Origin of the sequence: Klebsiella scottii (assembly GCF_036561945.1) — a bacterium.
Taxonomy (GTDB): domain Bacteria; phylum Pseudomonadota; class Gammaproteobacteria; order Enterobacterales; family Enterobacteriaceae; genus Klebsiella; species Klebsiella scottii.
This window is the reverse complement of record NZ_JARXNI010000020.1, coordinates 1894381-1914008: the sequence shown is the minus strand read 5'-3', so window position 1 is coordinate 1914008 and position 19628 is coordinate 1894381. Positions and strand designations below refer to the sequence as shown.

At 59.5% G+C, this 19628-nt stretch carries 19 protein-coding genes; 12 read left to right on the top strand and 7 right to left on the bottom strand.

What is annotated here, in order from left to right; genetic code table 11:
• Nucleotides 1–2313 (bottom strand): helix-turn-helix domain-containing protein, encoded by a 2313-nt coding sequence (locus tag QFI97_RS16635; RefSeq protein WP_346431627.1) that lies wholly within the window; start codon nt 2311–2313, stop codon nt 1–3.
• Nucleotides 2314–2486: 173 nt separating this feature from the next.
• Between QFI97_RS16635 and QFI97_RS16630 the strand changes: the two genes are divergently transcribed.
• On the top strand, nt 2487–3656 hold the full coding sequence (locus QFI97_RS16630; protein WP_346431626.1) for a M20 aminoacylase family protein: 1170 nt from the start codon (nt 2487–2489) through the stop codon (nt 3654–3656).
• A 25-nt stretch (nt 3657–3681) separates the two neighbouring features.
• On the top strand, nt 3682–5073 hold the full coding sequence (locus QFI97_RS16625; protein WP_346431625.1) for an MFS transporter: 1392 nt from the start codon (nt 3682–3684) through the stop codon (nt 5071–5073).
• Here QFI97_RS16625 and pspF read toward each other — a convergent pair.
• A complete protein-coding gene (gene pspF, locus QFI97_RS16620; RefSeq protein WP_189339826.1) occupies nt 5064–6053 on the bottom strand; it encodes a phage shock protein operon transcriptional activator in 990 nt (329 codons plus the stop codon). The two genes, QFI97_RS16625 and pspF, sit on opposite strands and share 10 nt — an antisense overlap.
• A gap of 152 nt (nt 6054–6205) precedes the next feature.
• Here pspF and pspA point away from each other — a divergent pair, with 152 nt between their 5' ends.
• From pspA to QFI97_RS16580, 8 genes are all read left to right on the top strand, one after another.
• A complete protein-coding gene (gene pspA / locus QFI97_RS16615; protein ID WP_041147594.1) occupies nt 6206–6871 on the top strand; it encodes a phage shock protein PspA in 666 nt (221 codons plus the stop codon).
• A gap of 141 nt (nt 6872–7012) precedes the next feature.
• On the top strand, nt 7013–7237 hold the full coding sequence (pspB, locus tag QFI97_RS16610; protein ID WP_041145218.1) for an envelope stress response membrane protein PspB: 225 nt from the start codon (nt 7013–7015) through the stop codon (nt 7235–7237).
• On the top strand, nt 7237–7596 hold the full coding sequence (pspC, locus tag QFI97_RS16605; protein WP_095097137.1) for an envelope stress response membrane protein PspC: 360 nt from the start codon (nt 7237–7239) through the stop codon (nt 7594–7596). Before pspB ends, pspC begins: the two co-directional genes overlap by 1 nt.
• A gap of 18 nt (nt 7597–7614) precedes the next feature.
• Nucleotides 7615–7833: a phage shock protein PspD gene (pspD, locus tag QFI97_RS16600; protein ID WP_095097140.1), complete on the top strand. Its 219-nt coding sequence runs from the start codon at nt 7615–7617 to the stop codon at nt 7831–7833.
• Between the two features lie 122 nt (nt 7834–7955).
• A complete protein-coding gene (locus QFI97_RS16595; RefSeq protein WP_346431624.1) occupies nt 7956–9353 on the top strand; it encodes a YcjX family GTP-binding protein in 1398 nt (465 codons plus the stop codon).
• Nucleotides 9350–10411, top strand: a complete 1062-nt coding sequence (locus QFI97_RS16590) for a TIGR01620 family protein (RefSeq protein WP_346431623.1) — start codon at nt 9350–9352, stop codon at nt 10409–10411. The genes QFI97_RS16595 and QFI97_RS16590 overlap by 4 nt, the downstream gene beginning before the upstream one ends.
• A gap of 187 nt (nt 10412–10598) precedes the next feature.
• Complete coding sequence (tyrR, locus tag QFI97_RS16585) at nt 10599–12140, top strand: transcriptional regulator TyrR (RefSeq protein ID WP_346431622.1); 1542 nt, start codon at nt 10599–10601, stop codon at nt 12138–12140.
• Between the two features lie 69 nt (nt 12141–12209).
• A complete protein-coding gene (locus QFI97_RS16580; protein ID WP_189339827.1) occupies nt 12210–13280 on the top strand; it encodes an AbrB family transcriptional regulator in 1071 nt (356 codons plus the stop codon).
• 57 nt (nt 13281–13337) lie between these two features.
• Here the strand turns inward: QFI97_RS16580 and tpx are convergent, their stop codons facing one another.
• Entirely contained in the window at nt 13338–13844 is a 507-nt protein-coding gene (gene tpx, locus QFI97_RS16575) for a thiol peroxidase (RefSeq protein WP_095097151.1), read from the bottom strand.
• A 103-nt stretch (nt 13845–13947) separates the two neighbouring features.
• Between tpx and ycjG the strand changes: the two genes are divergently transcribed.
• Entirely contained in the window at nt 13948–14913 is a 966-nt protein-coding gene (gene ycjG, locus QFI97_RS16570; RefSeq protein WP_095097155.1) for an L-Ala-D/L-Glu epimerase, read from the top strand.
• On the opposite strand, the gene mpaA is transcribed toward ycjG, so the two are convergent.
• A complete protein-coding gene (gene mpaA, locus QFI97_RS16565) occupies nt 14904–15617 on the bottom strand; it encodes a murein tripeptide amidase MpaA (protein ID WP_346431621.1) in 714 nt (237 codons plus the stop codon). The two genes, ycjG and mpaA, sit on opposite strands and share 10 nt — an antisense overlap.
• A 188-nt stretch (nt 15618–15805) precedes the next feature.
• On the opposite strand from mpaA, the gene QFI97_RS16560 reads away from it, so the two are divergent.
• Entirely contained in the window at nt 15806–17425 is a 1620-nt protein-coding gene (locus tag QFI97_RS16560) for a peptide ABC transporter substrate-binding protein (protein WP_346431620.1), read from the top strand.
• Nucleotides 17426–17500: 75 nt separating this feature from the next.
• Here the strand turns inward: QFI97_RS16560 and QFI97_RS16555 are convergent, their stop codons facing one another.
• The 3 genes from QFI97_RS16555 to QFI97_RS16550 form a co-directional block, all read right to left on the bottom strand.
• A complete protein-coding gene (locus QFI97_RS16555) occupies nt 17501–18073 on the bottom strand; it encodes a DJ-1/PfpI family protein (RefSeq protein ID WP_346431619.1) in 573 nt (190 codons plus the stop codon).
• Between the two features lie 599 nt (nt 18074–18672).
• On the bottom strand, nt 18673–18768 hold the full coding sequence (locus tag QFI97_RS23465; protein WP_369125009.1) for a YnaM/YnfT family protein: 96 nt from the start codon (nt 18766–18768) through the stop codon (nt 18673–18675).
• A gap of 276 nt (nt 18769–19044) precedes the next feature.
• Nucleotides 19045–19164, bottom strand: coding sequence for a small membrane protein (locus QFI97_RS16550; protein ID WP_143350140.1), 120 nt, complete (start codon nt 19162–19164; stop codon nt 19045–19047).
• Nucleotides 19165–19628: the final 464 nt, after the last annotated feature.

Sequence of the window (19628 nt, the reverse complement as noted above, 5' to 3'; positions counted from 1 at the left end):
CTATTCACGCAGCGGAGATAGCTCGTACAGCACCAGCGCGTTGCTTTGCAGAGAATCAACGCGATGCCAGCCCGATTGCGGGCTCTCCTCGGCGACGCTCAGCGCCGGGCGCGCGTGGTGCATCAGCCAGCCGAAGTCTTCGTCATCCGGCCCGCTGTGGCTGCGAAACGCCTCAAAAAGCGGAAACAGCGCCCCGTGATGCTGATCGAACAGATGCTGCTTTATCCGCCAGCGCCCGGCCAGGCCAAGCAGCTGAATGCTGTAGGGCTGGCTGAAGCGCTGGGTAAAGGTCTCTTCGCTGGAAAGCCAGGGATTGAACACCACCGTATTACGCAACAGCAGCTGATAGTGCCCGTTATGGCGCAGCAGCAGCAGGTTTTTATCCGCGATCAGCACTTCGCCGCGCAGGCGCCGCCACAGCCACAGAACCCAGTACACCGGACGCGGCAGACCGTGAAGGTAATGCAGGGCCAGGCTGGAGGTATCCAGCCTGCCGTTAGCGCGCGCCTCGCCCTGCAGGCCCGAGTTCAGCCAGAATCCCGCCAGCCACACCCGATCGGCCAGCCCCAGCAGGTTATCCATCAGCAGCGCGCCGCGAAAGAACCGGCCGTTGGTGTCTCGGGTGTTGCCGGTTAGCGTGTTCCACGACAGCAGCCAGATGGGAAGCGTGAGCTGATGCTGGCGCAGGGCGCCCTGGATCTGTCGCAGCTTATGGACCGGATAGCTTTCGCTGGAGGCCAGCCTGCTGCTATCCAGCTGGGCCAGATCCAGCAGCTCGTTGGCGTCGGCCTGGCAGGCGAGAAAATCGGCTTCGGCAAGGATCGGTGAGCGCAGAAAAGGATCGTCGTTAATCGCCTCTTCGCTAAAACGGTGCCAGACTCCCAGCTGCGCCTGCGGCAGTAAAGCCTGCAGCGTTTCACGCTGCTGACGCCAGGCGTGCAGGCGCGCCTCTGCGCTGGCCTGGGCCGACCAGTGCCAGACAAAGCGCCAGCTGGCGAGCGTGGCGGGGGGAAAATGGTTAGCGGCGAGGCGTAAGAAACGCTGGAGCAGGTCGCAGCGGGTGGTCAGCCCGGTATGCAAAATCGCCCCCCAGCCCATTTTTGCCAGCCAGCTAAAAATGCGCTGCAGGTTATACCAGCAGGCGTAGCCCGCCATCTGCGGGTCGTCCCAGCCGGTGCCGAACAGCCGGCTGCTGAGAAAGGGATCGTTAATATCGATGGCGTAAATCGGCAGGCTGCTGTGCAGCTGTTCGAGCTCCCGGCGCACGTCTTCGCGCAGTAAATCGTCGAGTTCGCGAACGGTGACGACCATTCGGGTATGGCGCAGCGGCGCCGCGCGGTTGGGAAACTGGCGGATATCAATCTGGCGCGTCTGCTGGGGATTGAGCAGCAGCGGCGGGCTGTCCCAGCCTTTTATCTCCGGCTCATTTAGCCGGGCGTAGAGCCGCTCGACGGCAACCGGCTGCCAGTCGTCTCCGGCCACGGTCCCGGCGCGCGGGCGCGCGGCCTCCGCCATCGGCTGCGGGTGCTGCTGGCGATACTGTCGCGGCGTCAAACCGTGCTGGCGTTTAAACAGATCGCTCATCATGCGGGTGCTGGCAAAACCGTGATCCTGAGCGACCTGCTGCACCGTTTTACGGGTGCAGATTAGCTGCTCAGCCGCTTTGTTCAGGCGCAGCGCGGTGATGTACTGCACAAAGCTCATGCCGACTTCTTTGTGAAACAGACGCGACAGCCAGGCCTCGGAGACAAACTCGGCGGCGGCGACTTCGTGCAGCGATAGCCGGTGCCGGTAGCTGGCCTCTATGCGGGCGACGACCCGGGCAATTCGCCGGCTCCAGTTTTCCGCTCCGCGCCTCGCGCCGGCGGCGATCGGCTGCGTAAAACGGGTGGCCAGCAGCAGGACGATTTCGCTCAGCCAGCGGTTGGCCTCGAGGCGATAGCGGGGCTGGTGATTAACCAGCTCAATCACCAGCAGCTGACGCATCAGGCGGCGCAGGCTATCGTCGGCATCGCGGGTATCGAGCGAAGTTTGATAGTCGAAGGAGAAGAAATCACCGTCGAGACGCGTCAGCCAGCTACCGGAGAGCGTCAGAATCATCACCGCGTTGGGAACGCGGCTGCTCAGACGCCAGGGGCGGTTGCGGTTCACTATTTTCAGCCGATCGGCATCCAGCAGATGATCCCCATCGCCGTCATGCAGGGTGACGTGCCCCTGTAATGCCCACAGCAGCGTCAGCGCGTCGCCTTCCGGCTGACTGAACTGACGAATATCGCGAACCGCGACGCTAAAGTCGCCTGAATGATGTTCCACCGTCATCTCCTGGCAAGGACAAAAAATAGCGTGTTATTTTTTGTCATAACCGATTTGTATGAAAAACACTTCTCAATATCCCGTCAATATAAAACAAAAAACGGCGTATTAAAGCCGGTCTGGCAGCATAAACTCGAAAGTGTCGCGCAAACACAACAACAGGAATAATAAAAATGACACATCCGCTTATTGAAGCATTACAGGTTAATGAAGCGCAGTTTATTGCCCTGCGTCGCCGCTTTCACCAGCAGCCGGAAATTGGTTTTGCAGAGCATAAAACCAGCGATGAGGTCGCCCGCCTGCTTGGCCAGTGGGGTTATGACGTGCACCGCGGCCTGGCGGGTACCGGCGTGGTGGGTACGTTAAAAGTCGGCAGCGGCGAGCGCCGTCTTGGCCTGCGCGCGGATATGGACGCGCTGCCGATGCAGGAGGCGAGCGGGAAAGCGTGGGCCAGCCAGGTCGACGGCCGCTTTCATGGCTGCGGGCATGACGGACATACCACGACCTTACTCTACGCCGCCGAGTATCTGGCGCGCACCCGTCAGTTCAGCGGGACGCTGCATCTGATTTTCCAGCCGGCGGAGGAGCTGCTGTACGGCGGTCGGGTGATGGTTGAGGACGGGCTGTTCGCTAAATTTCCCTGCGACACCATTTTTGGCCTGCACAACATGCCGGGGCAAGCGCTGGGGAAAATCGGCCTGCGCGACGGCGCGATGATGGCCTCTTCGGACACGCTGCATATCGAGGTAAAAGGCGTTGGCGGCCACGGCGCGGTGCCGGAGCATACCGTCGATGCAACCCTGGTGGCCTGTCACATCACGCTGGCGCTGCAGTCTATCGTGTCGCGCAATATCACGCCGTTTGAACCGGCGGTGGTGACCGTCGGCAGTATTCAGGCCGGGCATGCGCCGAATATTATCAACGACAGAGTGCTGATGAAGCTGACGGTGCGCACGCTGAATGAAGAGGTGCGTGAAACCGTGCTACAGCGGATCCACGATATTGCCGTCGCGCAGGCGGAAAGCTTTAACGCCACCGCCACGCTGACGCACGTCAACGGCAGCCCGGTGCTCAGAAACGATCCTGCCGCCAACGAAAGCGTGCGCAAGGTGGCGACGTCGCTGTTCGGCGCCGGGCTGGTCGGGGAGGTGAAGCCGTTTATGGGCAGCGAAGATTTCGCTTTTATGCTCGAACACAATCCGCACGGCTGCTACTTCACCATCGGCGCCGGGGATGAAGCGGAACGCTGCATGGTGCATAACCCTGGCTACGACTTCAACGACGAGATCCTTCTCCCGGGCGCGGCGCTGTGGTGCGGCCTGACGGAAGAGTATCTGCGTTAATCACCTGCGACGGGAGATCCCTATTATGAGTTCCGTATCTTTGAACGCAACGTCGTTCGTCGGTACCGATCGCCTGCTGGCGGGTATCGTTCTCAGCGTGCTGACGTTCTGGCTGTTTGCCCAGTCGGTGATTAACGTCGTTCCGGCGATGAAAAGCAGCCTCGATATTTCCCTCGAAACCCTGACCCTGGCGGTCAGCCTCAGCGCCCTGTTCAGCGGCTGTTTTGTGGTGGCCAGCGGCGGGCTGGCGGATAAATTTGGCCGGATGCGCATGACCCATCTGGGACTGGGGCTGAGCATTGTCGGCAGCGGGCTGCTGGTTGTAGCCCAGGGCCCAGGGCTGTTTCTGGCGGGCCGCGTGCTGCAGGGGCTATCGGCGGCCTGCATCATGCCGGCCACCCTGGCGCTGATTAAAACCTGGTATGAAGGGAAGGCGCGCCAGCGGGCGGTGAGCTTCTGGGTGATTGGCTCCTGGGGCGGCAGCGGCCTGTGTTCATTCGTGGGCGGCGCGATTGCTACCGGTCTTGGCTGGCGCTGGATTTTCGTCTTTTCCATCGTCGTGGCGCTGGCGGCTCTGCTGCTGCTCCGCGGAACGCCGGAAAGCCGCAGCCAAAGCGCGCAGCGGCAGAAGCTGGATCTCAGCGGTCTGCTGACTCTGATTGTTTCGCTGGTGCTGCTGAATTTGTTTATCAGCAAGGGGCATAGCTGGGGCTGGAGCAGCGGGCTGTCGCTGGCGCTGCTGGCCGGTTCGCTGGTTTCGGGCGGCTATTTTATCCTCAGCGGACGGCGCAAGGGCGACGCGGCGCTGATCGATTTTGCGCTGTTTCGCAATCGCGCCTACGGGGCGGCGGTGCTGTCGAACTTTATGCTCAACGGCGCTATCGGCACCATGATGATTACCAGCATCTGGCTCCAGAAGGGTCACAATATGACCCCGCTGGAGACCGGGATGATGACGCTGGGCTATCTGGTCACCGTGCTGGTCATGATTCGCGTCGGGGAAAAGCTGTTGCAGCGCTACGGCGCGCGGCTGCCGATGATCGCCGGACCCATTTTTACCGCCGTCGGGATCCTGCTTATCTCCTGCACTTTTCTCGATAAATCGCTCTACATCGTAACGGTCTTTTTTAGCAACGTGCTGTTTGGCCTCGGGCTGGGCTGCTACGCGACGCCGTCGACGGACACCGCGGTGGTTAATGCGCCGGAGAACAAAGTTGGAGTGGCCTCCGGTATTTACAAAATGGGCAGTTCGCTGGGCGGGGCGATGGGAATAGCCGTGACAGCGTCACTTTTCGCGCTATTTCTGCCCCTCGGAATGGCCAGCGCCGCGCAGTACGCGCTGTGGTTCAATGCGGCGCTGTGCCTGGCATCGACGGCGGTGAGTGCGCTGATGCTGCCGCGAACGGTTCATAGCTGATGCTTTTTGAGTAACGCCCGCAGCTGGTGGTAGGTGAGCCCAAGCAGCTCTGCCGCCTGCTTCTGATTGTACTTTGCCTGCAGCAGGCTGGACTGCAGCAGGCTCTTTTCCTGCTCCTGCTGAAAAGCGCGCAGATCCAGCGGCAGCGCGGGGCCGTCCGGGGTCTGCTCCGCGACGGCTGGCAGAGGCTGCTGCGGCTGAAAGGGGTTAATAATAATGTTATCCAGCTCGCTGTCGCTGGTGCCGTGGCGATAAACCGAGCGTTCCACAACGTTTTTCAGCTCGCGGATATTGCCCGGCCAGCGGTAGCCTGACAGCGTCGCGCTCGCCCGCTCGCTAAAGCCCGGGAACAGCGGGAGCCCCAGCTCGCGGCACATCTGAATGGCGAACTGGTTTGCCAGCAGCATAATGTCGCTTTGCCTTTGGCGCAGCGGCGGCAGCTGCACCACGTCGAAAGCCAGGCGGTCGAGGAGGTCGGCGCGAAAATGACCGTTTTCAACCATCTGCGGCAGATCGGCGTTGGTGGCGCACACCAGCCGCACGTTGACCTGCAGCGGCTGGCTGCCGCCTACGCGCTCCAGCTCCCCGTACTCAATCACCCGCAGCAGCTTTTCCTGTACCAGCATGGGGGCGGTTGCCAGCTCATCAAGAAAGAGGGTCCCGCCGTCGGCGCGTTCAAAGCGTCCCGGATGGCGCTTGCTGGCGCCGGTAAACGCCCCGGCTTCGTGGCCAAATAGCTCGGAGTCCAGCAGGTTCTCATTCAGCGCGGCGCAGTTGAGGGAGATAAACGGCCCCTGCCAGCGGGATGAGAGAAAGTGCAGACGGTTAGCGATAAGCTCTTTGCCCGTCCCGCGTTCGCCAATCACCAGCACCGGCTTATCGAGCGGCGCCAGCCGTGAGACCTGCTCCAGCACCTCAAGAAAGCTGTTGGCTTCGCCGAGCAGGTTGTCCTTGTATTCCGCCATGATGAAATTCGCCATTTAGTCGTGTGATTCACCAGGTTACTTTAGCAACCCGCTGAGCATATAACAACCATACCTTTTAAAATCAATAAGATAAAAAATTGGCATGCTATTTGTATTAGCCTCTGCACAGGCCGATGCCTGATAACAGAACTATGAGGATTGAAATTATGGGTATTTTTTCTCGTTTTGCCGACATCGTGAACGCCAACATCAACTCTCTGCTGGAGAAAGCGGAGGACCCGCAGAAGCTGGTTCGCCTGATGATCCAGGAGATGGAGGATACGCTGGTTGAAGTCCGCTCGACCTCGGCGCGTGCGCTGGCGGAAAAGAAACAGCTGAGCCGCCGCATTGAACAGGCGCTCGCGCAGCAGGCCGAATGGCAGGAAAAAGCCGAGCTGGCGCTGCGTAAAGATAAAGACGATCTGGCCCGCGCCGCGCTGATGGAAAAACAGAAGCTGACCGACCTTATCGGCAGCCTGGAAAATGAGGCGCAGCTGGTTGATGAAACCCTGGCGCGGATGAAAAAAGAGATCGGCGAGCTGGAGAACAAGCTCAGCGAAACGCGCGCTCGTCAGCAGGCCCTGACCCTGCGTCACCAGGCGGCCAGCTCATCCCGCGATGTGCGTCGCCAGCTGGACAGCGGTAAAATCGATGAAGCAATGGCGCGTTTTGAATCCTTCGAACGCCGCATCGATCAGATGGAGGCGGAAGCGGAAAGCCACGGCTTCGGTAAGCAAAAATCGCTGGACCAGCAGTTTGCCGACCTGAAGGCCGACGACGAAATCAGCGAACAGCTGGCGGCGTTGAAAAGCAAAATGAATCAAAATAACTAATGACATACGCAAAATCCTTCAGGCCGCGCTGCGCGGGAGCTTTGCCCGGCGGGAGAGCGGGGCAGACGATGCCGCCGGTCTGAAGGATGAAGCGTCGCGGCGCCGTAACGCGCCGCCGCTCACTCACTGTAAGGAGTACACATGAGTACGCTTTTTATTGCCATACCCCTGACGTTATTTGTGCTGTTCGTTTTGCCGGTGTGGCTCTGGCTGCACTACAACAATCGCTCTGCCAGCGGCAGCCTGTCACAGAATGAACAGCAGCGCCTGCTGCAGCTGACCGATGACGCAAAGCGCATGCGCGAACGGATTCAGACGCTGGAAGATATTCTTGATGCCGAGCATCCAAACTGGAGAGACAAATAATGGGCGGACTCGATTTGAGTAAAAAATTGTGGCGAATTCCCCAGCGCGGCATGGTGAAGGGCGTTTGCGCCGGGATCGCGCACTACCTTGATGTGCCGGTGAAGCTGGTGCGTTTGATAACCGTACTGGCGATGATTTTTGGTCTCTTTTTCTTTGTGGTGGTGGCATACGTTATCCTGACGTTCGCCCTCGACCCGATGCCGGAAAGCGAGCTGTACGGCGAGAAGGTGCCGGCCAGCGGCGAGCTGCTCGCCGAGGCGGATCGCGAGCTAGCGGCCAGCGAGCGGCGCCTGCGGGAAATGGAGCGCTACGTCACCTCCGACACCTTTACCCTGCGCAGCCGCTTTCGCCAGCTGTAGCTTAACCTGAGGTTACCTATGAACATCAAATGGCAGCAGGCAGGACAAAAAGTAAAACCGGGTCTGAAAATCGCCGGCCGGCTGGTGCTGCTGACCGCGCTGCGCTATGGCCCGGCGGGTGTTGCCGGCTGGGCAATCAAGTCGGTTGCGCGTCGGCCGGTGAAAATGCTGCTGGCGGTTGCTCTTGAGCCGCTGCTCAGCCGCCTGGCAAACCGTTTAACCCGCAACATGAAGTAACGGGCGGGGATGCGCAGTGCCGCACTTTATAACTTCTCGGCTTATCCCCACCTAATGGCTTATGATTAAAGCACTTTCTTCAAAGCACTAGCCTGAAATATCACGGATAGCATGGGATGGCAATGAAGCGACTTAAAACTGAATTCAATGCGCTGGTCAACCGTGGCGTTGACCGGCACCTGCGTCTGGCCGTCACCGGCCTAAGCCGCAGCGGCAAGACCGCGTTTATCACCGCGCTGGTCAACCAGCTGCTGAATATCCACTCCGGCGCGCGCCTGCCGCTGCTCAGTGCGGTCAGAGAAGAGCGCCTGCTGGGCGTCAAGCGCGTCCCGCAGCGCGACTTAGGCATTCCGCGTTTTACCTATGATGAAGGGCTGGCTCAGCTCTACGGCTCGCCGCCGATGTGGCCGACGCCGACCCGCGGCGTCAGCGAGATCCGCCTGGCGCTGCGCTATCGCTCCGGCGAGTCGCTGCTGCGCCACTTCAAGGATACCTCCACGCTGTATCTGGAAATCGTCGATTACCCCGGCGAATGGCTGCTGGATTTACCTATGCTGGCGCAGGACTACCTCGGCTGGTCGCGGCAAATGACCGGGCTGCTGCAGGGCCAGCGCGCGGAGTGGTCGGCGCGCTGGCGTCAGCTGTGCGAAGGGCTGGATCCGCTGGCTCCGGCCGATGAGAACCGGCTGGCGGACATTGCCGCCGCCTGGACCGACTACCTGCACGCCTGCAAGCGCGAAGGGCTGCATTTTATTCAGCCGGGGCGCTTCGTGCTGCCCGGCGATATGGCCGGCGCGCCGGCGCTGCAGTTCTTCCCCTGGCCGGACGTGGACGCCGTCGGCGAAGCCAGGCTGGCCCAGGCGGACAAGCACAGCAACGCCGGCATGCTGCGCGAGCGCTTTAAGTATTACTGTGAGAAGGTGGTTAAGGGTTTCTATAAAGACCATTTTCTGCGCTTTGACCGCCAGATTGTGCTGGTGGACTGCCTGCAGCCGCTGAACAGCGGGCCGCAGGCCTTCAACGATATGCGCCTCGCGCTGACCCAGCTGATGCAAAGCTTTCACTACGGCCAGCGGACGCTGTTCCGCCGCCTGTTTTCTCCGGTGATTGATAAGCTGCTGTTTGCGGCGACCAAGGCCGATCACGTGACCGTCGATCAGCATGCGAATATGGTGTCGCTGCTGCAGCAGCTGATTCAGGACGCATGGCAAAATGCGGCATTCGAAGGGATCAGCATGGACTGCCTGGGGCTGGCGTCGATTCAGGCCACCCAGAGCGGGCTGATTGCGGTCAACGGCGAGAACATTCCCGCCCTGCGCGGCGATCGGCTGAGCGATGGCCAGCCGCTGACCATCTACCCAGGCGAAGTGCCGGCGCGCCTGCCGGGCCAGGCATTCTGGCAGCAGCAGGGCTTTCAGTTTGAGAATTTTCGTCCGCGGGTGATGGATGTCGATAAGCCGCTGCCGCATATTCGCCTGGACGCGGCGCTTGAGTTTTTGATTGGAGATAAATTGCGATGAGCGAACCGTTAAAACCGCGCGTTGATTTCAACGGACCGCTGCAGGCGGAGCAAACCGAAGCGCTGAAATCTGCGCGCGCGTTTGCCGGCGCTGACGCGGAAAAGTTCGCCCCCGCGCGGGTCGACCTGCTGACAGAAGACGAAGAGGGCACGGCGGAAGCGGTGGTGGAATCGGTTCTGCGGCCGAAGCGCAGCCTGTGGCGGCGGATGATCAGCGCCGGGCTGGCGATATTTGGCGTCAGCGTGGTGGCGCAGGGCGTACAGTGGACGATGACCGCATGGCAGACTCAGGACTGGATTGCGCTCGGCGGCTGTGCGGCCGGTGCGCTGATTGTTGGCGCGGGCGTCGGTTCCGTTGCCACCGAATGGCGGCGCCTGTGGCGTCTGCGCCAGCGCGCCCATGAGCGCGATGAGGCCCGCGATCTGATGCACAGCCATGCGGTAGGAAAAGGGCGGACGTTTTGCGAGAAGCTTGCCCAGCAGGCGGGGCTCGATCAGGCGCATCCGGCTCTCCAGCGCTGGTATGCCGCGATCCATGAAACGCAAAGCGATCGTGAAGTCGTGAGCCTGTATGCCCGGCTGGTTCAGCCGGTACTGGATGCCCAGGCGCGGCGGGAAATCAGCCGCTCGGCGGCGGAATCGACGCTGATGATCGCCGTCAGCCCGCTGGCGCTGGTGGATATGGCGTTTATCGCCTGGCGTAATTTACGCCTCATTAACCGAATTGCCACGCTGTACGGTATCGAGCTGGGTTACTACAGCCGCCTGCGCCTGTTCCGTCTGGTGCTGCTGAATATTGCCTTCGCCGGCGCCAGCGAGCTGGTGCGGGAGGTTGGTATGGACTGGATGTCGCAGGATCTGGCGGCCAGGCTATCGGCCCGCGCGGCGCAGGGCATCGGTGCCGGGCTGCTCACCGCGCGGCTGGGGATCAAAGCGATGGAGCTGTGTCGCCCGCTGCCGTGGATCGCTGACGATAAGCCACGGCTGGGGGATTTCCGCCGCGAGCTGATCGGTCAGCTGAAAGAGACGCTGCAAAAAAGCAAAGCCCGCCCGGAATAATCTGCTTAGCCGCAGGCCGTCGCTTCCCGGCGGCCTGCGGCTAATTCTCGCGTTTAATCGCCTGCCTTTACGCCACAACGGCCGTTTTTCCGCCATACTGTCAATATTTGTTGACAGCTATCTTCACGCCAGCAAATAACTGTCCTATTATTCATCCGTCATTGGCCTTTTTAGGGTGAAAACTCCTATGCGTCTTGAAGTCTTTTGTGAAGACCGTCTTGGTCTGACCCGTGAATTGCTCGATTTGCTGGTGCTGCGGGGGATCGATCTCCGCGGCATCGACATCGACCCTATTGGCCGAATCTATCTTAATTTTGCCGAGCTGGAGTTTGCTAACTTCAGCAGCCTGATGGCGGAAATCCGCCGTATCGCCGGCGTTACCGACGTGCGTACCGTACCGTGGATGCCGTCGGAGCGTGAGCATCTTGCGCTGTCGGCGCTGCTGGTCGCGATGCCGGAACCGGTGCTCTCTTTGGATACCAAAGGGAAAGTCGAGCTGGCGAACCCCGCCAGCTGCCAGCTGTTTGCGCAAAGCCCGGAGCGGCTGCGTAATCATCCGGTTGCGCAGCTGATTACCGATTTTAACGTCCAGCGCTGGCTGGAAAGCAGCCCGCTGGAGTCGCATAGCGAACATGTGGTGATCGGCGGGCAGAACTTTGTGCTGGAGATTACCCCGGTGTACCTCGAAGGTGAGCATGGCGAACGCGTGCTGACCGGCGCGGTGGCAATGCTGCGTTCCACCGTACGCATGGGACGTCAGCTGCAGACCATGACCACCCAGGATACCAGCGCGTTCAGCCAGATTCTCGCCGTCGGCCCGAAAATGCGCCATGTGGTTGAGCAGGCCCGCAAGCTGGCGATGCTCAGCGCGCCGCTGCTGATCGTCGGCGACACGGGTACCGGTAAAGATCTTCTGGCGCACGCCTGCCACCTCGCCAGCCCGCGGGCAAGCAAACCCTATCTGGCGCTGAACTGCGGTTCTATCCCGGAAGATGCGGTGGAAAGCGAGCTGTTTGGCGATGCCATTCAGGGCAAAAAAGGCTTCTTTGAGCAGGCTAACGGCGGCTCGGTGCTGCTGGATGAGATCGGCGAAATGTCGCCGCGCATGCAAACTAAGCTGCTGCGTTTCCTTAACGACGGCACCTTCCGCCGGGTGGGGGAAGACCACGAGGTTCACGTCGATGTGCGGGTGATCTGCGCCACCCAGAAAAATCTGGTGGAGATGGTGCAGAAGGGGCTGTTCCGCGAAGATCTTTACTACCGCCTCAACGTACTGACCCTGCATTTACCGCCGCTGCGCGACTGCCCGCAGGATGTCATTCCGCTGACTGAACTGTTCGTCGCCCGCTTTGCCGATGAGCAGGGGATCCCGCGGCCGAAGCTCTCCGCCGATCTCAGTACGGTGCTGACCCGCTATAGCTGGCCGGGCAACGTTCGCCAGCTGAAGAACGCGGTTTATCGTGCGCTGACGCAGCTTGATGGCTACGAAATGCGGCCCCAGGATATCCTGCTGCCGGATAGCGACGTCGCTTCGCTGCCGGTAGGCGAAGAGGCAATGGAAGGCTCGCTGGACGATATTACCCGTCGCTTTGAGCGTTCCGTCCTGACCCAGCTTTATCGTAGCTTCCCGAGCACCCGTAAACTGGCGAAACGTCTGGGGGTTTCTCATACCGCGATTGCCAATAAGCTGCGCGAGTATGGCCTCAGCCAGAAGAAGGGTGAAGAATAGAGCAGCCTCGTTCGCCGGCGGCGCTGACCGTCGGCGAACGCGCTGCAGGCTTATTTTCCAGGAATTCAGATGTTAACTTCGCCTGGCCCGCTGCTGTCGTGGCTGAAACTCCTGACCCTCTCCGCCGCGCTCTCGTTTGTGCTGTTCTGGCTGCACCTGCCCGCGGCGCTGCTGCTGGGCCCGATGATCGCCGGCATCATCTTCAGCCTGCGCGGCGCGACAATCAGCGTGCCTCGGCCCTTTTTTATCGCCGCTCAGGCCATTATTGGCTGCATGATCGCCCAAACCCTGACGCCCTCAATCTTTGGCGTGCTTCTCGGCCACTGGCCGCTGGTACTGTTTATTCTCTTCGCCACGCTGGCCTTCAGCGCGCTGGCCGGGTGGCTGCTGGTGCGCTACAGCTCGCTGCCCGGGGCAACCGGCGCGTGGGGCAGCTCGCCGGGCGGCGCCTCGGCGATGGTGGTTATGGCGCAGGATTACGGCGCCGACGTGCGGCTGGTGGCCTTAATGCAGTATCTGCGGGTGCTGTTCGTCGCCGGCGCTGCGGCGCTGGTGGTACGCTTTGCCCTTGGCGGCGAGGCGCAGGAGATGAACCAGCAGATCGTCTGGTTTCCCGCTATCGGCTGGCAGCTGCCGCTGACGCTGCTGTTGACCGCCGCCGCCGGCTGGCTGGGCCTGCGCATGCGCTTTCCTTCCGGCGTGATGCTGTTGCCGATGCTGGCGGGGGCGCTGGTGCAGGGAGAGGGCTGGCTGATGCTGGAGCTGCCGGAATGGCTGCTGGCGCTGGCTTATGCCGCCATTGGCTGGAGCGTTGGGCTAAAATTTAATCGGGCGATTTTTCTGCTGGCGCTGAAGACCCTGCCGCAGATCCTCGCTTCCATTATCGGCCTGATTTTGCTCTGTTCGCTGATGGCGTTTGGCCTGACGCAGGTGCTGCCGCTCGATTTTATGACCGCCTATCTGGCGACCAGTCCCGGCGGCCTGGATACGGTGGCGATTATTGCGGCGGGAACGCGGGCCGATATGTCGTTTATCATGGCGATGCAGACCCTGCGCCTGTTCACCATCCTGTTGACCGGTCCGGCGATTGCGCGGTTTATTTCCCGTAATGCGCCGCGAAAAGAAAAAAGCCCTCGATAAACGAGGGCTTAGAACATTCGGGCCGGGCGTGGTGCGCGATCCGAGGAAGAGGCCTGATTACGCTTTCAGCGCAGCCAGGGCCGCATCGTAGTCTGGTTCTTCGGTGATTTCATTCACCAGCTGGCTGTAAACAACCTGGTCATTCTCATCAACAACGACCACTGCGCGAGCGGCCAGACCGGCCAGCGGGCCAGCAGCAATGGCAACGCCGTAATCAGCCAGGAACTGCGGTGCGCGCAGCGTGGACAGGGTTACGACGTTGTTCAGGCCTTCAGCGCCGCAGAAGCGGGACTGAGCGAACGGCAGATCGGCTGAGATGCACAGTACAACGGTGTTGTTCAGCTCGGATGCCAGTTGGTTAAATTTACGTACCGATGCCGCGCACACGCCGGTATCGATGCTTGGGAAAATATTCAGTACTTTACGTTTGCCGGCGAACTGGCTCAGCGCGACGTCGGAGAGATCTTTGGCGACCAGCGTAAACGGCTGCGCGCTAGCGCCTGCCTGCGGAATGGTGCCCTGAACGGCAACGGGGTTGCCCTGGAAATGCACGGTTTGTGACATGTTTATCTTCCTGTTTACATATAGTTAACGTCACGGGTAGTGTATGACATCCGTTATCAGCACGGCAAATCCTATTTAATGTTTCCCCTGGAGGAACCTGGGAATGCGAAACCTGCGAGTGTACGAAGAAGCCTGGCCGCTGCATACTCCGTTTGTGATCGCCCGCGGCAGCCGTAGCGAGGCGAAGGTGGTGGTCGTTGAGGTGGAGGAGAACGGCGTTAAAGGCGTCGGCGAGTGCACGCCGTACCCGCGCTATGGGGAGAGCATTGCCTCGGTGATGGCGCAAATTCTGACGATCGGCGAGCAGCTGGAAAGCGGCGCGACCCGCGAGCAGCTTCAGCATCTGCTGCCGGCGGGGGCGGCGCGTAACGCCGTCGATTGCGCGTTGTGGGATCTGCAGGCGCGTAGCGTGGGCAAAGGCATCCCGCAGCTGCTGGGGATTGCGTTGCCGAACCGGGTGGTGACGGCGCAGACGGTGGTGATCGGTACGCCGGAGCAAATGGCGGCCAGCGCTGCGGCGCTGTGGGAAAAGGGCGCGCGCCTGCTGAAGGTCAAGCTGGACGATCGCCTTATCAGCGAACGGCTGATCGCCATTCGCAGCGCGGTGCCGGAGGCCACGCTGATTGTTGACGCCAATGAATCCTGGCACAGCGATGGCCTGGCGGCGCGCTGCCAGCTGCTGTCCGATATCGGGGTGGCGATGCTGGAACAGCCGCTGCCGGCGGATGCCGATGAGGCGCTGGAGAATTTTATTCATCCGCTGCCCATCTGCGCGGATGAGAGCTGCCACACCCGCGACAGCCTGCCGCGGCTGCGCGGGCGCTATGAGATGGTCAACATTAAGCTCGATAAAACCGGTGGCCTGACCGAAGCGCTTTTCCTCGCGCAGGAGGCGGAGCAGCAGGGCTTTGAGCGCATGCTCGGCTGTATGCTCTGCACCTCGCGGGCGATTTCAGCGGCGCTGCCGCTGGCCCCGCTGGCGCGTTTCGCCGATCTCGATGGCCCGACCTGGCTGGCCGTTGACGTGGAGCCGGCGCTGCATTTCAGCACCGGCGTTCTTCATCTTTGAGAGTGCCAGCGTAGCAGGTCGATCATCGCCTGCAGGTACGTTTCCGTGGCCTCGTCGGCGGATATCGGCGGAAACTCTGCGGTGATGCACGGCAGGCCGATATCGGCGCACCAGCTGCCGAAAGAGCCGGGCGTTTCATAGCCCACGCTGCCGACCAGCGGCAGGGCGAACGCGTCGGCCAGCCACCGCCCGAGCTCGCTGTGGCCCGGATCCTCAATGCAGGCCAGCGGATCGTGAAACGAGACCACCCACGCCGGGTGGATCTGGTGGATCAGCTGACACAGGGCCTGGCTTTCCGGCTCCGAGCCGGGCTTTTCGCCGGTCAGCAGTACGACGTCGCGCTGCTCGGCCGCGCTGTTCCAGCGATAGACCGTTTCCCCTTCTTTCCAGTTTGCTGCGGGAAAATTGCGATTGAGATCGACGCCGCGCGCGTTGGCGCGCAGCCCCAGCTGGCAGCCGTCGGGGTTGACCGCCAGCACGACGTGATGACGACGCAGTTCGGGCTTCAGGGTTCGGAGCGCGCAGGAGAGGGTGACCACCGACGAGTTTTCATCGCCGTGAGTGCCGGCAAGAATCAGGCCGCTGCGGCTATCGGCCAGCGGCGCGGGGAACCACAGCAGCGGCGCGCCAAGGTGCGACTGACCGTAGCGCTGGGTGCCGGGCGGAAAGGCGCCGCGCTGGGTACGGGGACGAGAAACGGGCATAGGGCATCCTGTTAGCAGGTTATTTTCAGCAGTGTTGTGTAAAACCGCCCCGGAATCAAATAGTTTCCCTGGACGATGAAATCAGAATACGCGTCAATTTTCTATCACAAGCCGTTTGCAATTTCAGGTGATGAAACAAATAATCATCCTTCTGCCAGCTCTGGTTTTTTTATTTTAAAGGGGATCTTATGAAGTATCCTGTCACATTGACATGCGGCGCGCTGTGGTTAGCCAGCGTTTCATCTCTGGCCTGGGCGGCGGATGTCCCTCCGGGTACCGTCTTAGCCGAGAAACAGGTACTGGTACGGCACATTAAAGATGAGCCGGCCTCATTAGATCCCGCCAAAGCCGTGGGCTTGCCGGAAATTCAGGTGATCCGCGATCTTTTTGAAGGTTTAGTCAACCAGGACGCTAAGGGCAATCTTATTCCCGGCGTCGCGACCCGCTGGCAGAGCAACGATAACCGGGTCTGGACCTTTACCCTGCGTGATGACGCCCGCTGGTCGGACGGTAGTCCGGTCACGGCGCAGGACTTCGTCTACAGCTGGCAGCGCCTGGTCGACCCGAAAACGACGTCGCCCTTTGCCTGGTTTGCCGCGCTGGCGGGCATAACAAATGCGCAAAATATTATCGATGGTAAGGCCGCGGCGGATACGCTGGGCGTTACCGCCGTGGATGCGCGCACGCTGCGGGTGCAGCTGGATAAACCGCTGCCGTGGTTCAGCAATCTGACGGCCAGCTTTGCGTTTTATCCGGTACAGAAAGCGAACGTGGAGAGCGGCGCTAACTGGACGCGTCCGGGCAGTCTTATCGGCAACGGGGCCTACGTTTTAAAAGACCGGGTGGTTAACGAAAAGCTGGTTGTCGTGCCTAATAGCCACTATTGGGATAATGGCAAAACGGTTATCCAGCAGGTGACCTTTGTGCCGATTAACCAGGAGTCGTCGGCGACCAAGCGCTACCTGGCCGGGGATATCGATATCACTGAGTCCTTCCCGAAAAACCTGTACCAAAAATTGCTGAAAGATATTCCGGGACAGGTGTACACCCCGCCGCAGCTGGGAACCTACTACTACGCCTTTAACACGCAGAAGGGACCGACCGCCGACGAGCGCGTGCGCCTGGCGCTGAGCCTGACCATCGACCGTCGCCTGATGGCGGAAAAAGTGCTGGGAACCGGCGAAAAGCCGGCCTGGCACTTCACCCCGGACGTGACGGCCGGGTTTACGCCGCAGCCTTCGCAGGCGGAGAGCATGAGCCAGGCCGAGCTGAACGCCCAGGCCAAGGCGCTGCTGCAGGCGGCGGGCTATGGTCCAGGCCGTCCGCTGCAGCTGACGCTGCTGTATAACACCTCGGAAAACCACCAGAAGATTGCCATCGCGGTGGCGTCAATGTGGAAGAAGAATCTTGGCGTCGACGTCAAGCTACAGAATCAGGAGTGGAAAACGTATATCGATAGCCGAAATACCGGTAATTTCGACGTGATTCGCGCCTCGTGGGTGGGGGATTACAACGAGCCTTCCACCTTCCTGTCGCTGCTGACCTCGACCCATAGCGGTAATATCTCCCGCTTTAACGATCCGACCTATGACAAGATTTTAGCCCAGGCGGCGCAGGAGACTTCGGATAAAGCGCGCAACGACGATTACAACGCGGCGGAAAAGATAATCATGGCCAAAGCGCCTATTGCGCCAATTTATCAGTACACCAACGGACGGTTGATCAAGCCGTGGCTGAAGGGCTATCCGATTACCAACCCGGAAGATGTCGCCTATAGCCGGACAATGTATATCGTCAAGCACCCGTAGTTTCGTCATCTCATCGCCATTCGGTTATGGCGCGGTTCTCCACGCCATAACCGTCTGCCAACGATCTTCCGCCAGCTATTGCTGCTGCAGCACTTCGGCAAATTTCGCCAGCCACTGCGGGTGCGCGGGCCAGGCGGGAGCGGTGACCAGGTTGCCGTCAACATGCGCCTGATCGATACCTATTTCGGCATAATTTCCGCCGCTGAGCCGGACTTCCGGGGCGCAGGCCGGGTAGGCGCTGCAGGTTCGTCCTTTTAGCACGCCGGCCGCGGCCAGCAGCTGGGGGCCGTGGCAAACGGCGGCAATAGGTTTACCCGCGCGGTCAAACGCCTGCACCAGCTTGAGCACCTCCTCATTCAACCGCAGATATTCAGGCGCCCGCCCGCCGGGGATCAGCAGCGCGTCGTAATCTTGTTCCTTCGCTGCGGAAAAATCGGCGTTAAGAATAAAGCGGTGGCCGGGTTTTTCGCTGTAGGTCTGGGCACCGTCAAAATCATGGATCGCCGTCATGATATAGTCACCTTTGGTTTTATCGGGGCAGACCGCGTCAACCTGATGACCAATCATCTGCAGCGCCTGAAACGGCACCATCGTTTCGTAGTCTTCGGCGTAATCGCCGACCAGCATCAGAATCTTCTTGCTCACCATCATCACTCCTGTACGAATAAAGGTGTCTAAGATATAGCCTGGTAGAAGAGGGAATGCGAACCGTCAATCGTCGTCTGGCGGAGCTTCATTCCATCCGGCGGCGGCTGATTTCTGACCTGCCGCCCGCAGATGCGACATTCCGCCATTTATTTGCAATACAATTGTAACGAAAACGATTGCTTACTGGTTTTATATGGTTCTTAATGTTACCCATAACATTAATTAATGGATATAAAGGGACGTTGTGAACGTTGCTGAAACTGGTGCCACCCTGTTATGGCTTGTTGGTGTTATCGTGGTTATTTTCGCCATCGATCTTAAATTTAAGCGTAAGTATCGGCGTAAGCGGACCAAGGATTAGGTTTACCGGCCAGCGCGTCGGCACCCGTAGCGGCCCTGGTCGATAAGTCGGGGGACAGGTTACGGCATGAGAGAGGAGGGGTTGAGCGCGGACGGCGGTAAGCCAGGCGCAATATGCTCTTTCTCCAAAGGAGAGGGCGGCAGAAAGCAACGACAGGGAAAAACGATAATCGCTGATGTGCGGTAGGTAGAATCAGCGATACGGGGTCCAGGAGGTTCGACGATGACCCGAAGAGCAATCAGAATTCGTCGGGGTTATTGGATACAGCGATTCCAACTTTTGCCAGGCTCAATGCCAACAGGCTAAACACGGCAAGCGTTGTTACAACGATCATAAGTGTGGTCACAGCAATCTCGATAGTTTAATACTGACAGTAGTCAGACTGCGTACCTGAGCAATAGTTCCGCAAATAAACAGAACTCGTTCGGGGGACGATGGCCTGACGTGACACAATAATAATATTTTGCGCCTCCCCAGGCATAGGGCAGCGCAATAATTCTGATTATTCAGGATATTTCAAATAGATACCGTCAAGGACGGTCCGTGCGGCCACGCAGCCGCATGGGTTAAAGGGGCTAAACGCGCGCTCGTCCCCCTAACTTTGTTGCCGTTAGCGTCTTTTTTTGAACGTAAACTTTTGTTTCTTGCGATCCCTTATATACGAAATAAGAGAAAAAACAGCGATCAGGAGCAGTGCGACCGCCAGTGCCAGAAAGAGTAAATTCGCCATACGCATTTATTCCCCGAGAAATTTATGGATATTCTTGCTTTTATGCGAAGAAATTTACTCTCGCCTTAAGAAAAATCCTAATGAAATATTTTTCATAGCTAATAAAAAAGATTTTTTAATGACGTTTGTGAGTAGTTATTGAATTTTAATGTCGATAAAACTCGGCTTTATTAGCATAATATTTCAATTAATTGGCGGTATTTTGCTTGAAAATGCTGAGGGGGAGTTTGCGATATTCGGACCCGCAACGAGCCTTATTGGCCCAGTTTTTATGTGCTAACTAACTGAAAAAAATTAGAAACATCGGTTTGCTGTCTGCAGGAAAGCCCACAGGTGCGAAAAATAGCCGTCGATCGGCGCCGTTGGCGGCACACCTGCCGCTCATGGCGTGAATTTTTGCGGCAAAATGTGTTCGCAAAAAACGGCTATGGACAAGAGCGGATCATTTCTCAGCCTCCAGGATT

Excerpts from the sequence above, each read along its gene's own strand:
- mpaA (WP_346431621.1), bottom strand. The coding sequence starts at position 15,617 with ATGCCCGTTTCTCGTCCCCGTACCCAGCGCGGCGCCTTTCCGCCCGGC.
- QFI97_RS16560 (WP_346431620.1), top strand. The coding sequence starts at position 15,806 with ATGAAGTATCCTGTCACATTGACATGCGGCGCGCTGTGGTTAGCCAGC.
- QFI97_RS16555 (WP_346431619.1), bottom strand. The coding sequence starts at position 18,073 with ATGGTGAGCAAGAAGATTCTGATGCTGGTCGGCGATTACGCCGAAGAC.
- ycjG (WP_095097155.1), top strand. The coding sequence starts at position 13,948 with ATGCGAAACCTGCGAGTGTACGAAGAAGCCTGGCCGCTGCATACTCCG.
- pspC (WP_095097137.1), top strand. The coding sequence starts at position 7,237 with ATGGGCGGACTCGATTTGAGTAAAAAATTGTGGCGAATTCCCCAGCGC.
- QFI97_RS16580 (WP_189339827.1), top strand. The coding sequence starts at position 12,210 with ATGTTAACTTCGCCTGGCCCGCTGCTGTCGTGGCTGAAACTCCTGACC.
- tyrR (WP_346431622.1), top strand. The coding sequence starts at position 10,599 with ATGCGTCTTGAAGTCTTTTGTGAAGACCGTCTTGGTCTGACCCGTGAA.
- pspF (WP_189339826.1), bottom strand. The coding sequence starts at position 6,053 with ATGGCGAATTTCATCATGGCGGAATACAAGGACAACCTGCTCGGCGAA.
- tpx (WP_095097151.1), bottom strand. The coding sequence starts at position 13,844 with ATGTCACAAACCGTGCATTTCCAGGGCAACCCCGTTGCCGTTCAGGGC.
- QFI97_RS16590 (WP_346431623.1), top strand. The coding sequence starts at position 9,350 with ATGAGCGAACCGTTAAAACCGCGCGTTGATTTCAACGGACCGCTGCAG.
- pspB (WP_041145218.1), top strand. The coding sequence starts at position 7,013 with ATGAGTACGCTTTTTATTGCCATACCCCTGACGTTATTTGTGCTGTTC.
- pspD (WP_095097140.1), top strand. The coding sequence starts at position 7,615 with ATGAACATCAAATGGCAGCAGGCAGGACAAAAAGTAAAACCGGGTCTG.
- QFI97_RS16630 (WP_346431626.1), top strand. The coding sequence starts at position 2,487 with ATGACACATCCGCTTATTGAAGCATTACAGGTTAATGAAGCGCAGTTT.
- QFI97_RS16595 (WP_346431624.1), top strand. The coding sequence starts at position 7,956 with ATGAAGCGACTTAAAACTGAATTCAATGCGCTGGTCAACCGTGGCGTT.
- QFI97_RS23465 (WP_369125009.1), bottom strand. The coding sequence starts at position 18,768 with ATGATCGTTGTAACAACGCTTGCCGTGTTTAGCCTGTTGGCATTGAGC.
- QFI97_RS16550 (WP_143350140.1), bottom strand. The coding sequence starts at position 19,164 with ATGGCGAATTTACTCTTTCTGGCACTGGCGGTCGCACTGCTCCTGATC.
- pspA (WP_041147594.1), top strand. The coding sequence starts at position 6,206 with ATGGGTATTTTTTCTCGTTTTGCCGACATCGTGAACGCCAACATCAAC.
- QFI97_RS16625 (WP_346431625.1), top strand. The coding sequence starts at position 3,682 with ATGAGTTCCGTATCTTTGAACGCAACGTCGTTCGTCGGTACCGATCGC.